General features: G+C 59.7%; 11 protein-coding genes. 4 read left to right on the top strand and 7 right to left on the bottom strand.

All coding sequences use genetic code 11. From position 1 onward, the window contains the following. Window positions 1-15: 15 nt before the first annotated feature. Window positions 16-777 (bottom strand): aldolase/citrate lyase family protein, encoded by a 762-nt coding sequence (locus tag HHJ18_RS06670; protein WP_296913004.1) that lies wholly within the window; start codon window positions 775-777, stop codon window positions 16-18. Next, window positions 770-1756, bottom strand: a complete 987-nt coding sequence (locus HHJ18_RS06665) for a tripartite tricarboxylate transporter substrate binding protein (protein ID WP_296913002.1) — start codon at window positions 1754-1756, stop codon at window positions 770-772. The genes HHJ18_RS06670 and HHJ18_RS06665 overlap by 8 nt, the downstream gene beginning before the upstream one ends. Before the next feature lie 253 nt (window positions 1757-2009). Between HHJ18_RS06665 and HHJ18_RS06660 the strand changes: the two genes are divergently transcribed. After that, window positions 2010-3005 (top strand): quinone oxidoreductase, encoded by a 996-nt coding sequence (locus HHJ18_RS06660; protein WP_296912998.1) that lies wholly within the window; start codon window positions 2010-2012, stop codon window positions 3003-3005. A 185-nt stretch (window positions 3006-3190) separates the two neighbouring features. Here HHJ18_RS06660 and HHJ18_RS06655 read toward each other — a convergent pair whose 3' ends face one another. From HHJ18_RS06655 to HHJ18_RS06640, 4 genes are all read right to left on the bottom strand, one after another. Continuing rightward, on the bottom strand, window positions 3191-4849 hold the full coding sequence (locus HHJ18_RS06655) for a Na/Pi cotransporter family protein (protein ID WP_296912995.1): 1659 nt from the start codon (window positions 4847-4849) through the stop codon (window positions 3191-3193). A gap of 66 nt (window positions 4850-4915) precedes the next feature. Next, entirely contained in the window at window positions 4916-5416 is a 501-nt protein-coding gene (gene lspA / locus HHJ18_RS06650) for a signal peptidase II (protein ID WP_296912992.1), read from the bottom strand. Next, the gene (ileS, locus tag HHJ18_RS06645; RefSeq protein ID WP_296912989.1) at window positions 5416-8262 is read right to left on the bottom strand and encodes an isoleucine--tRNA ligase; all 2847 of its coding nucleotides are present in this window, start codon (window positions 8260-8262) and stop codon (window positions 5416-5418) included. Before ileS ends, lspA begins: the two co-directional genes overlap by 1 nt. 108 nt (window positions 8263-8370) lie before the next feature. Further along, window positions 8371-9426, bottom strand: coding sequence for a bifunctional riboflavin kinase/FAD synthetase (locus HHJ18_RS06640; RefSeq protein WP_296912986.1), 1056 nt, complete (start codon window positions 9424-9426; stop codon window positions 8371-8373). A 224-nt stretch (window positions 9427-9650) separates the two neighbouring features. Here HHJ18_RS06640 and HHJ18_RS06635 point away from each other — a divergent pair, with 224 nt between their 5' ends. After that, complete coding sequence (locus HHJ18_RS06635; protein ID WP_296913501.1) at window positions 9651-10208, top strand: HNH endonuclease; 558 nt, start codon at window positions 9651-9653, stop codon at window positions 10206-10208. 21 nt (window positions 10209-10229) lie between these two features. Here the strand turns inward: HHJ18_RS06635 and HHJ18_RS06630 are convergent, their stop codons facing one another. Continuing rightward, window positions 10230-11261 (bottom strand): tripartite tricarboxylate transporter substrate binding protein, encoded by a 1032-nt coding sequence (locus tag HHJ18_RS06630; RefSeq protein WP_296912984.1) that lies wholly within the window; start codon window positions 11259-11261, stop codon window positions 10230-10232. Window positions 11262-11478: 217 nt separating this feature from the next. On the opposite strand from HHJ18_RS06630, the gene HHJ18_RS06625 reads away from it, so the two are divergent. Continuing rightward, window positions 11479-12552: a helix-turn-helix transcriptional regulator gene (locus tag HHJ18_RS06625; protein WP_296912981.1), complete on the top strand. Its 1074-nt coding sequence runs from the start codon at window positions 11479-11481 to the stop codon at window positions 12550-12552. A 366-nt stretch (window positions 12553-12918) separates the two neighbouring features. After that, a complete protein-coding gene (locus HHJ18_RS06620; RefSeq protein ID WP_296912978.1) occupies window positions 12919-13449 on the top strand; it encodes a hypothetical protein in 531 nt (176 codons plus the stop codon). Window positions 13450-13501: the final 52 nt, after the last annotated feature.

Below are 13501 nucleotides of genomic sequence, written 5' to 3'. Positions count from 1 at the left end.
AAAAGTTTTTGTTCATCAGGCAGACCGGACTTGGCTGGCCGTTGCGCTAGCGCCCGCACGCAGGTACGCCTGGTCCGATCCAATGACAAAAAAGCTGACGCCCCTTTGTATCCATTCGTCCAATTCACTCAGGTTCGCCAAGAACATGCCAACTGGCCTTTTTAGTGCGACACAGGCTTGGCAGATCCGAACCGTCGCCGCGTAGACCTCGGGATGCGCCGGGTCAAAAACGCCATAGGACACGGCCAGGTCGGCGCGTCCGATCAGGAAACCATCGACTTCCTTCAGGGCGGCCAGGGTTTCGATCGCTTCAACTGCCTCACGGTCTTCGATCTGGAACACCACCGCTACGTCCCGGTCGGCGGCGTCCACCAGCGGCAGCATAGGCGTCAGGCCGTACTGTCCGGCCCGCGATGAATTGGAAAATCCCCTGCTGCCACCGCGGTAGCGAGTGCATGCCAGCACTGCCTGGATGCCGGCAACCGTCTTGGCGTGGGGCACCAGCAATCCGGTAGCGCCCATGTCCAGTGCCTGCAAGATCGTGGCCGGCTGGCTGTCGGCAATCCTTACTAGCGCGGGCAACTGCGTGGCTCTGGCCGCGAGCAGGCAGATGTCCAGAGCATTTTGGCTAAAGGGTGCGTGTTCAGCGTCAATGACAATGAAGTCCAGCCCGCTGGTCCCCAGCACCTCGACCGTTTGATGGCTTGCAGTCTTGACAAAGGTGCCCGCCAGCCGGTTGCGGGCACGCACGGCCTGCCGGAAGCTGCTGCTAATCAAGTTTGATCCCCAATGCCCTGATGCGCTTGCCGGACACGTCTTTGTCCTTTTTTAGGAAGGCTTCAAACTGTTGTGGCGTGTCGCCTATGGGCTCATAGCCGTAGGGATCGACGAAGCGATCCAGAAAGTCCTTGCTTTTCAACACCTTCTGTACGTCAGCCGTAATTTTGTTGGCGATGGCGGGCGGCGTTCCGGCCGGGCCGGCGAGTGCCAGATAGAGGTTGGCCATCACGTTGGGGTAGCCGGATTCGGCAAAGGTGGGGACATCGGGCAGGGCCTTGGCACGCTTGGACCCGGCGATTGCCAGTATCTTGACCTTGCCACTGGGCAGATGAGGGATGGCAGCAGAGGCCCCGGCCACCATGGCGTCGATGTTGCCGCCCAGCATGTCCTGTATCGCCGGGGCAATGCCCTTGTAGGGCACATGGACCATGTTAAATCCGGCTTCCTGTTTCAGGCTCTCAATGGCCTGGTGCGTGGTGCCGCCGCTGCCGGCCGATCCGTAGCTGTGTTTGCCGCCTTCTTTTTTCATCAGGGCCACAAAGTCCTTGAGCGTTGGGGTTTTTAGATCCCCCCTGCTGATCAGCACCATGTTGAAGTGAACAGCGCGCGTGATTGGGGCCAGATCCTTGTCTGCGTCGTAGGGCATCTTGGAATAAAGAAACGCGTTATGCGTGAACGCCGCGTCGGAACCTACCAAGAGCGTATAGCCATCGGCCGGGGCTTTCGCCACAAAGGAGGCGGCGATGATTTCATTGGCGCCGGGCCGGTTGTCAACGATCACCGGTTGCCCCCACAGGCCGGTGAGCGCCTCGCCCAAACCCCGGGCAAAGTTATCGACCGGCGCGCCTGCCGGATAGGGCACGATCAGTTTGACCGGTTTGTTTGGGAACGGCTGGGCGCTGGCTGGCGACGCTGCAGCCGCCAGCGCCAAGACGCATGCGCCCAGCAGGTGTTTTTTAACAGCTAGCTTGATCATCAGAAATCTCCATGGATGAATGAAATGCAAATACAGAAATTAGTACTGTCTCGCCAATAGGAACACTGTACCTTTCAACGGAACGATTTGGGAATCAAGGTTTACCCTTATAAAAACCTTGCGAGCCGCTTTTTTGCTGGCTTGCATCGGTATCAGTCACGCCCGTCAGCGTCATGTTGTGAGCCGGGCAACGCTATCTGTGGCAGGATGCCGCCTGAGTCCAAACTTGAAAAAATACCCAAGGAGATAAGACATGAGTCCGACCACATCCAAAGCCGTCCGCATTGACCAGCACGGCGGCCCCGAAGAACTCAAGCTTGTTGATGTCAGCGTGGGCGATCCCGGCCCCGGCGAGATTCGCATCCGCCACAAGGCCGTGGGCCTGAACTTCATTGATGTCTACCAGCGCAGCGGCCTGTATCAGCTGCCCATGCCGCTGCAGCTCGGCATGGAAGCGGCGGGCATTGTCGAGGCCGTGGGCGAGGGCGTGACGCACCTCAAGGTGGGTGATCGCGCCGCTTACGCCAGTCAGCCGCCGGGCAGCTACTGCGAGTTGCGCGTGATGCCCGCCAAGTGCGTCTGCCAGCTGCCCGATGCGATCTCGTTTGAAACCGGCGCGGCCATGATGCTCAAGGGCCTGACCGCGCAATACCTGCTGCGCCGCACGCAGCCGCAGGGCGGCCTGAAAGCGGGCGACTTCGTGCTGTTTCACGCGGCTGCCGGCGGCGTTGGCCTGATTGCCTGCCAGTGGGCTAAAGCCATGGGCCTGCAGCTGATCGGCACGGCAGGGTCTGACGAAAAATGCGCCTTGGCCAAGGCGCATGGCGCGGCCTTTGCCATCAACTACGCCAAAGAAGACTTTGTCGCCCGCGTCAAGGAAATTACCGGTGGCCAAGGCGTCAAGGTGGTTTATGACTCGGTTGGCAAGGACACCTTTGACCGGTCGCTCGACTGCCTGCGCCCCTTCGGTCTGATGGCGAGTTTTGGCAACGCTTCCGGGCCGGTCGCGCCGTTTTCTCCCGGCATCCTCGGACCCAAAGGCTCACTCTACGTGACGCGCCAGACCCTGTTCAGCCACATCACCACGCGCGAAAGTACGCAGCAGATGGCCGACGAGCTGTTTGAGATGGTGACCAGCGGCAAGGTCGTCATTCGCATCGACCAGCGCTTTGCCCTGGCAGATGTGGCCGAGGCCCACCGCGCGCTGGAAGCCCGCAAGACCACCGGCTGCACCATATTGACGCTGTAAGCGTTGCTGGCGTCATCACTGGCGCGCATGGCTCTGGATGGCTTGCTGAAAATCGCCTGAGTTCAGTAAAAAGGCATTAAATAGCCTTCTAGCCCAATGAATACGGGCGCAAAGTGCTATAAAAAATATAGCACTTGGCAGGCATCCGCAGCCTTTGATGGGCGCTGCCAGGACCGTCTGCGGGCTCAGGGCTCTTCGGCCAGCGCCAGGGGGCGCAGCCGGTTCGGTGCCAGCGCGCCGGCTGAATCCAGAATCGGGTAGGCAATCGAACAGATGTGCGAGTTGATGCGCTTCAGGTCACTGATCAGGTCAATATGCAGCGCGCTGGTTTCCTGGCTTTGCAGCGTGTTGGCGTAAAGCCGGCCCAGGTGCGCGGCGGCGTAGGCGTGCTCCAGATCGCGAAAGCGCGCTTTTTCTTCCAGCAATTTTTGTGCGTCGCGCACGCTCCCGTTTAAAAACACGCTCATGCCCAGGCGCAGGTTGTCGCCCAGCCGGTTGTGCAACTCGGTGATCTCAGCCATGCCGGCTTCGGAAAAATGCCGGCGCGGCTTGATTTTCTTGTCTTCAATGTCAATCAGCACGCGCTCGATGATGTCGCCGACCTGCTCCATGTTGATGGTGAAGCTGATGATGTCGGTCCAGCGCCGGCTTTCTTCCTCGGCCAGCGCTTCGCGCGAGATTTTGGTCAGGTAGTACTTGATGGACGAATACAGCTCATCCACCGTGCCGTCCATCTCGCGCAGCGCTTCAGCCAGCTTGATATCGTCTTTCTGAATGACGAGCAGCAGGCCACGCAGCATGGTTTCCACCACATCGGCCTGGTGCAGCGCCTCACGCGCGGCGCATGAAATGGCCAGCGACGGCGTCGCCAATGCCGACGGGTCCAGGTGGTTTTGCCGGCCGTTGCCGCCGGAGCGGTTGGGCTTGGGCAGCAGTTTTTCAACCCAGCGCGCAATCACCTGCGTCCAGCCGATAAACACCAGACCCACCAGCACATTGAAGGTGAAATGAAACAGCACCACCACGGCGGCCGGCTCGCCTAGATAAGGCCGCGCATGGCGCAGCCACAGGCCTATAAACGGTGCGGCCATGGCGACGCCGAGCAGCTTGAAGAAGAAGTTGCCTAGCGGCACCTGGCGCGCCGCCACGGTGGAGCGCAGCGTGGTCAGCACCGCCAGCAGGCCGCTGCCCAGGTTGGCGCCCAGCACCAGACCCAGCGCCACATCGATAGGAACGACGCCAGAGGCGGCCAGCGTGGCCGTCAGCAGCACCAGCGCCAGGCTGGAATAAGACAGCACCGCCAGGCAGGCTCCGACGGTGATCTCGAGCAGCAGGTCGCTGCTCAGGGAACCCAGCAGCGCCTGAACGGCGGGGGCCTGCGTCAGCACGCTGGTAGCGACGGTCACCAGCCGCAACGCCAGCAGCATCAAACCCAGGCCAATCAGCACGCGGCCACAGCGGCCGGTATTGGAGTCTTTCTGCGAAAGAAACAGCACCACGCCGACGAAGATGAACAGCGGCGAGAGCCACGACAGGTCAAACGAGAACACCACGGCCATCACGCTGGTGCCGATGTCTGCGCCCAGCATGACGGCCAGCGCCAGCGGCAGGGTAACCAGGCCTTGCCCGGCAAACGAGGAAACAATCAGGGCGGTGGCGGTGCTGGACTGCACCAGCGCGGTGACGCCTAAGCCAGCGACAGCGGCGGCGTAGCGGTTGCCTATGCTGCGCGCCAGCATTTGGCGAAGATTGGCCCCGAATACGCGCAAGATGCCGGTGCGTACCAGGTGGGTGCCCCAGACCAGCAGCGCAATGGCGGCCAATAAATCCAGCAAATGCTTCATAGGTGTCCGATTGACTATATGCAGGCGCAGCGTCCCTGCTGGGGGGCAGAACCTTGGGAAACCTGTTTACTTTGCCCTGCGCACCCGCAGCAATTCGTCAAGGATCAGACAGACTGCGCCTACGGTGATGGCGCTGTCGGCTATGTTGAAGGCCGGGAAATGCCAGTTGCCATAGTGAAAGTCCAGAAAGTCCACGACATAGCCGTGCAGCGTCCGGTCAACCACGTTGCCGACGGCGCCGCCCAGAATACAGGCCATGGCAAACGAGAACAGCTTTTGCCCGGCATGCGACTTGAGCATCCAGATGATGAAGAGCGCTGCCACGATGCCAATGCCCGTGAAAAACCAGCGCTGCCAGCCCGAAGCCGATGCCAGAAAGGAAAACGCCGCGCCGGTATTGTGGACGCGCACGATACTGAAGAAGCTGGTGACATAGGTGGCATCGCCCAGGCGGTAGTAGCCCAGGATCAGCACTTTGGTGAACTGGTCGGCAATCAGCAGCAGCAGCGCCAAGCCCAGCCAGGGCAACATGGCGCCCGACGATTTGACGAAAGTAGTCTTGCTCATTACGCAAACCTCCTGACTTCACCGGCGCCATGCAGGTTGCTGCTGCAGCGCCCGCAGATGGTCGGATGCGCAAGGTCGATGCCGACGTCCTCGCGGTAGTGCCAGCAGCGCTCGCATTTAAGGTCTGAACTGGCGCTCGCGCTTGATTGAAGGGCACTGCCAGCTATCAAATCAATAGCGGATGTGATGAAGACAAACTTCAGGTCGTCGCCCAGACTGGCGAGCAGGGCGTAGTCTGGCTCTGGTACGGTCAGCGTCACGTTGGCCTGCAGTGACGAGCCCACCTTGCCGTCGGCGCGCAAGGCTTCGATGTCCTTGTTGACGGCGTCGCGAATCTCGCGGATGCGTGACCACTTCGCCAGCAGGATGGCATCCGGCGCCGGGAGTTCGGCGTAGGTTTCCAGAAAGATCGACTCGGACTGGCCGAAGATTTTCCATGCCTCTTCGGCGGTAAAGCTTAAAAACGGCGCCATCCAGCGCAGCATGGCGTGCGTGATCTGGTGCAGCGCGGTTTGTGCGCTGCGCCGTGCCAGCGACTTGGGCGCGCTGGTGTAAAGCCGGTCCTTCAAAATGTCAAGGTAGAACGAGCCCAGGTCTTCGCTGCAATAAATCTGCAACTTGGAGACCACCGGGTGAAATTCATAAACCTCGTAATGCGCCAGAATGTCGGCCTGCAACTGCGCTGCTCTGGACAGCGCGTAGCGGTCTATCTCCAGCAGGTCTTCCAACGGCACGGCATCTTGGGTTGGGTCGAAATCGCTCACGTTGGCCATCAAGAAGCGCAGCGTGTTGCGGATGCGGCGGTAGGCATCGACCACGCGCGCCAGGATCTTGTCGTCAATGCTCAGGTCGCCCGAATAATCGGTGGAGGCGCACCACAGGCGGATGATTTCTGCGCCCAGCTTACCCGAGACCTCTTGCGGCGCCACCACATTGCCTTCGCTCTTGCTCATCTTGCGGCCCTTGCCGTCCACCGTGAAGCCGTGCGTCAGCAGGCCCTTGTACGGTGCGTGGTCGTACATCGCGCAGGCTGTCAGCAGGGAAGAGTGGAACCAGCCGCGGTGCTGGTCGTGGCCTTCAAGGTATAAATCGGCCGGCCAGGTCGATTGCGCGGCGTGGCTGTGGCGCAGCACATGGTCGTGCGTGGTGCCCGAGTCAAACCAAACGTCGAGAATATCGGTACTCTTGATGTAGTCAGGGGCATCCGCGCCAATCAGGGATTCGGCCCTCGCCTTGCTCCAGGCCTCGATGCCGCCGGCCTGCACCATGCCGGCTGCCTGATCGATGATGTCCATGGTGCGCGGGTGCAGTTCGCCGGTCGCGGTATGGATGAAAAAGGGCAGCGGCACGCCCCAGTTGCGCTGGCGGCTGATGCACCAGTCGGGCCGGCCGGCAATCATGCCCTGCAGGCGCGTCTTGCCGTTTTCCGGATAAAAGCGGGTTTCCTCGATGGCGGCAAGCGCCAGCTGGCGCAAGGTTTTGCTGGCCTTGTCCTTGCTGAAGACGCCTTGGGTGCCTGGCGTTTCCTCGTCCATGCGGATGAACCATTGCGCCGCTGCGCGGTAGATCACCGGCGTCTTGTGGCGCCAGCAGTGTGGGTAGCTGTGCACGATGTTCTCGGTGGCAAACAGCCGGCCGTGTTCGCGCAGCTTTTCAATCACCAGCGGCGCGGCCTTCCAGATGTTGAGCCCGCCAAACAGCGGCAGCTCATCGACATAGCGGCCATTGCCCTGCACCGGGTTCAGGATGTCATCCAGGGCAATGCCGTTGGCGACGCAGGAGTTAAAGTCTTCCACGCCGTAGGCAGGCGAAGAATGGACGATGCCGGTGCCGTCGTCGGCGGTGGCGTAGTCGGCGAGAAAGACGGGGCTTAGGCGTCGGTAGCCGTAATTGCCCTCGTCATCTTTGACGTCGTAAAACGGGTGCATGAAATTGAGCAGCGCCAGGTTTTTGCCCTGCGTGGTGGCCAGCACCGAGCCGGTCAGCTGGTAGCGCTCAAGGCATTTTTCGACCAGAACGCTTGCCAGCAGCAAGATGCCGCGTTCGGTATCGACCAGCGCGTAGTCAAGTTCGGGGTTGAGGTTGAGCGCCTGGTTGGCCGGAATGGTCCACGCGGTGGTGGTCCAGATCACGGCAAACGCGTCTTTGGCCAGGCTCGTCAAGCCAAAGACGGCGGCCAGCTTGTCCGGCTCTGCACACTTGAAGCCGACGTCGAGCGTTTGCGACTTCTTGTCGGCGTATTCAATTTCAAACTCGGCCAGCGACGAGCCGCAGTCAAAACACCAGTACACCGGCTTCAGGCCGCGGTAAACAAAACCGCGTTCCATGATGCGTTTGAGCGCGCGGATTTCATCGGCTTCATTTGCGAAATCCATGGTGCGGTAGGGGTTGTCCCATTCGCCCAGCACGCCCAGCCGTTTGAAGTCGGCCATCTGGCCGGCGATCTGCTCGGTGGCAAAGGCGCGGCTTTTGGCCTGAACCTCATCACGCGGCAGGTTACGTCCGTGTAACTTTTCGATGGCGTTTTCGATCGGCAAGCCGTGGCAGTCCCAGCCCGGCACATATATCGCGTCAAGCCCCCTGAGCTGGCGTGCCTTCACGACCATGTCTTTGAGCACCTTGTTGACGGCGTGGCCGATGTGGATCTGGCCGTTGGCATACGGCGGGCCGTCGTGCAGCACAAACTTGGCCGCGCCACTGCGCGCGTCACGCAGCTTTTTATAAATACCCTGGTCTTCCCAATCCTTGACCCAGCCGGCCTCGCGCTTGGGCAGGTCGCCGCGCATCGGAAAGGGGGTGTCGGGCAAGTTCAGGGTGCTGCGGTAATCGATTTTTTGGTCAGACATGGGGGCGTTTTTGTTGAGGGCAGCACTGGGAATGCGCAGCAGGGAGATTGGGTCGGTGGTCAGGCGTTCGCCCAAGGGGCAAAGGCTGGGGACGAGGCACGAGATCGTCTAAATTCGGTCGCGCGCGCTCTGGCGGCTGGTTTGCGTGTTTAACGGTAACGGTAAGGCGGCTGCAAAGTCCGGATCGGCAAGAGCTGCCTGGGCAAAAAATGTCCGCGCATCGTCGCAGTCCCTGGCAATGCCCGCTTTCAGGCTGTCCAGACCCTCGTATTTCAGTTCGTCGTGCAGTTTGTGTAGCAATTCCACACGAATGATTTTACCGTACGCCCCTTCTGCGCCCAGGCTTTGCGGCCAGTCCAGGCAGTGGGTTTCCAGCAGCACCCGCCCACCGTTGACGTCATCCGGGTCCAGCGAAGGCCGGATGCCGAGATTGGCGACACCGGGCAGCGGCTGCGCCGCCAGGCCATGAACCTGCACCGCAAAAATCCCGCTGGCAGCCGGGTTCCAGTGGGAAAAACGCAGGTTCAGGGTGCTAAAGCCGAGTTGACGGCCCAATTTGCGGCCATGCACCACATGGCCCGAGACGCTGTATGGCCGGCCCAGCAGACTCGCTACCCGGACCATATCGCCTTGCGATAGGGCTTCACGCACGGCCGAGCTGGATACGCGCGCGCCATGCACCTCGTAGCTGTTCATGCGCGCCACGTCAAAACCCAGGCGTTCGCCGGCCGCATCCAGCATGGCGTAGTCGCCCGCGCGTTTGGCGCCAAAGCGGAAGTCATCGCCCACCAGCACGTACTGCACCCCCAGGCCGCGCACCAACGCATCCTGAATGAAAGCCTCGGGCGACAGCGCTGCCAGCCGCGCATTGAAGGGCAGCACTACACACTGGTCAATGCCGCAGCGCACCAGCTCGGTCAGCTTGTCGCGCAGCGTTGCAATGCGCGCGGGCGCCAAAGCCGGTTTGCGGGCGAGCGCGGCGAAATAGTCGCGTGGATGCGGCTCAAAGCTCATGACACAACTGGGCACGCCGTGGTGCTGCGCCTCGTTTTTAAGCAGCGCCAGCATGGCCTGGTGGCCGCGGTGCACGCCGTCGAAGTTGCCAATCGTCAGGGCGCAATGCTGCGCCAGCTCGGGATGAAGGTAGCCGCGGAAAACTTTCATGAGGACAATTATCGTTTTTATAGCTGAGGGGCCGATTGGGGGCAGCCCGGCAGGCGTGGCATGAGCGGCATGAGTGGCAGGAGCGCAAGAAGGATTGAGCAGTTTCCTCTGGCTTTAGCGTGGTTAAGTGTCATGTGCAGGGTTTTCGTCATAAATTCACTGTATATTGATACACGCTCCGCTTGACATCATCTTTCCGTCTTTCCATCTGCATGGAGGTTCGTTTGAAGGTCTTGAAACTCTCAGCCCAGGGCTTGCCGCAATCGTGGATCAGCCTGGAAGAAGCCGTGTTGCATTACGCGACCGATGAAGTGCGCTGGGAAATTGGTGCCCGGGTCGCCACCTTTCATGGTGGCTACAACGCCATCACCGGCGCGCAGTCCATCATCGACGTCAACAGCATCATTGGCACCAAGGGCGTGCCCAACATCAATCCATTTGACCTGAAACCGGGGCTTACCAACGGCAAACTGTTTGCGCGGGACCGCAATGTGTGCGCCTACTGCGGCCGGGACTTTCACGAAGAAGACCTGACGCGCGAACACATCATCCCGTTCGCCCAACAGGGCGTCGACATCTGGATGAACGTAGTTACCGCCTGCCGTGCCTGCAACCACCGCAAGAGCAGCCGCACGCCCGAGCAGGCCAACATGCCACTGCTGTACACGCCTTATGTGCCCAGCCTGTGGGAAGACTTCATCTTGCGCAACCGCCGCATTCTGGCCGACCAGATGGAGTTTTTGATGGCGCACGTTCCCAAGTCGTCGCGCCTGCTTAACTGAAAAGCGGCGTTCGTTTCGGCTTCAAAAGGGTTCTACGTAGCGCTCGAACCCCCCCTCCTGGATGAGGTAGTGCGCGTGAAACGGCAGCGCTTCGACAATCTTCTTCATGACATCGAGCTCGCCCTGCATAAACGCGGCGGCATTTATTGCCGGAACATAGCTGTTGCTGGTCGCTTCTTGTTTATCAAGAAAGCTTTTGTATTGCGGCATGGCTGCAACCTTGTCGAGTGCTTCGGACATCAACTTGACCTTCGCCGGATCGGTGCCGGCCCTGACGACGATGGCGCGGAACTGGTTGCGCCCATTGCCAAAACCCAGTTCACTGGATGCCGGCACATCCTTGAAGCCGGCAAGGCGCGTGGCGTTGAACACGATGATGGGCCGAAGCTGCTTTGCGTCGATAAGCGACTGCACGTCACCGGGCTGCTCGTACAGCGCATCGGCTTGTTCGTCAAAGGGCGCACGGTAGCGCTCCTCGGGATTGGCTAGCGGCACCGGAGCCAGCCGGATGCCTTTGGCGGCCAGCTGCTGCAGCATCAGGTAGTCAGGACTGCCGAATCCCGTGATCGCCACGCGCAGCTTGTCGGGCCGCAAGCGCGCTTCTTTCTCGAAGTCGGCCCAGGTTTTGAAGCGGCTATTTGCAGGCAGAAAAAGCGCCGACGGCTGTTTCATCATGATCGCCAGCGGGATGACATCGGCCATTTTCCAGCCCGGGTTCAGGTACGCAAGCAACGAGAACGTATCGGCGGTTAGCACCGCCATCGTGGTGCAGTCATTCGGTGCGGCCATCAGCTTGGCCATGCCGGTGTTGCCCGTGGCGCCGGGAACGTTCGTCACTGTCACGGGCGCGGCCAGAATGCCGATGAGAAGCTTCGCGCTTTCGCGCGCCAACTGGTCCGCGCCACCGCCAGGTCCGAACGGAACAATGAGTTCCAGCGCGGTGGCATTCGGCTTTTCGTCGGCCCGCATTGGTGTGGTGACGGCGCATGCGAGCACGATTACCGGAACGCAAAACGCAGATGAAAGCCGCCTCGATTGCAATAAGGGGTACATATCAATTTCCTCAAGTGCGTGTCAAATGTAAGAAGGCACGCGAACGATAGTTCCTGACCAGTAAAGTTGCTATCCTTCTCAAGGAGGGGATCGTAGGGCCGTGCGACAAGATACGGCGGTGACTTTATGACCGGTATTTGGCCTTGGTGGCTGACGGCACACAGAGCACGCGTCTGCTTTCGTGCAATCACAATGCAACGCTTGGGGAGGGCCCGCAATGTTCAAAAAAACCGGGGAAATGGCGAGGCTTCGTCAGACCTGCTGTCTGGGATTGACATCGTCCATCGTCATGCCGCAAATTTTGGCTGATCTTCATCAGGTCGTGATGTCGGACCGGATACATTTCGCCTGGACCGACAGACTGGGCAATGTGGTCAACGGCTACTTCGAAAAACCCGATGCCAGGGCGCTGGATTACTTCAAGCACCATCACCTGCGCTTTTTTGATGACGCCGGCCTGTCCTTTCGGCAGGCCCTGCTGTTCGGGAAATCGACCGGCAACTTTCGCTGGCCCTTTAAACCCGGGTTTGAAAGTACCGAAAGCCATGAGCGGCTTTTTGGATCGCTTGGACTGGAACATTCCCTTGATGGAGTGCTGCGGGATCGCTATGGTCCGCTCGGGCTGATTTTTCTGCTTAGACGTAAGGGCGATGCTGATTTCAGTGCCGAGGACGAAGCCAATCTTGCGCAGACGCTGCCATATATCGCCCATGCCATCTCGCATGAAGCGAAAACACCCGAGTCCTTTATCGAAGCGGGCGATGCGGGTTTGATGGTGTTTGACTTTGAAGGCCAGTTGAAATACCAGTCGGCGCATGCCAGGGATTTATGTCTTTACGCGCTGGCTGACAACATGGCACCCGGATGGGAGGCGACTATTGGTATCCACGACATGCAGCATGCGCTGTGCTCGCTGTTTGATCGCATCAGGCGCGCGTTCGATGAAAACTTGCCTGCTGACCCGCCGGCGTGGATCATCGCCAACAAGTGGGGCGAGTTTCAGCTTCGGGCCTACGCGCTGCACGAAAGCACCGGCAAGCCTTCTTCCTACGGCGTCATCGTGAAAAAAAAGCTTCCGATCGAGGTGTGGCTACTGCAAAAAATCAAGGAAATGCCGCTTTCGAACAAGCAGCGCGAGGTGTGTTTTTTGCTGGCCCGGGGCGTTGAAACGTGTGAAATTGCCAAGCAGCTCGGCATTGGCCAGACTACGTTGAAGGAACACATCCAGACGGTCTATCGCAAGCTTGGCATCCACAAGCGCGAAGAGCTGCTGCGGCTGGTGCTTTCATGAAGGGGCTAAGCCCGCAACGGTCCAAAAAATCCGTCTTGGTTCTTGACACCTCAATCCTGAGTTGAACCGCTGCGACAGTTGCCTGTCGGTTTTCCAAAACAAAAAGATGTGTCGAAAGGGCCGGCATCTTCTTGTGATATCACAGTGGCACGCGTCACGAAGGAACAGGGTTGGGCGCTCTGTGTCTTGACCGCCTTCCAAGGCCTCGTACGCCGTCGCTGCGGTCTCGCGCACGGCGCATATACGATCCCCTCCTTGGGGAGGATGGCAACGCCTCTCGCCCACAACTATCCTTTGCTTGTCACCGTAAATAGCTGACCCCTTTTGGCATGACAAACCGAACCCCCACCTTTTCAGGAGATTGTTATGAACTTTGTTCCAACCCCCGGTAGAGCTGTGCGCGCCGTGCTCGGGGCGCTCGCGTTACAGACGCTTTGCCTGCCGTGGACCAGCGCGCTGGCCGCCCAGCCACCCGATCAGGTAATCGTTATCAATGGCCCGGCGAGCCCGGTTCCGGTTGCGGTTGCGGGTACGTTAAACGTTAATCCTGCGCCACAAGTTTTGAATCCCTACCAAGAAATGAAGTCGATCTCGGATTCATCAACCTGTGCCCCGCAATGCATCATTACTTTCAATTCGGTGCCCGTCGGGAAACGGTTGGTCATTACCCATGTTTCTTCCCAGATCGGCACAGTGATAGATGCCTTCGTCATCGAAGGCAATGCAAACACGATTTTCATCCCGAAGGCATACCCAACCGCTGGCGTTATATCTGCACCGGTGACGATCTATTTCGAGGCTGGGAGCACCCCAACTGCCCGCTTCTTTGTGCAAGATGCGACGCAACATACCTCCCTGATCGTCACCTTCGTCGGGTACTTCGTTCCACTGAAGTAAGAGGCCGACTGGTTTTCAGCAGGCCTTGCTGTTCGGAAAATCGGCCGGCAAC

Source organism: Polaromonas sp. (genome assembly GCF_012927455.1).
Lineage (GTDB): Bacteria > Pseudomonadota > Gammaproteobacteria > Burkholderiales > Burkholderiaceae_C > Polaromonas.
This window is presented reverse-complemented; position numbering and strand designations above follow the sequence as displayed.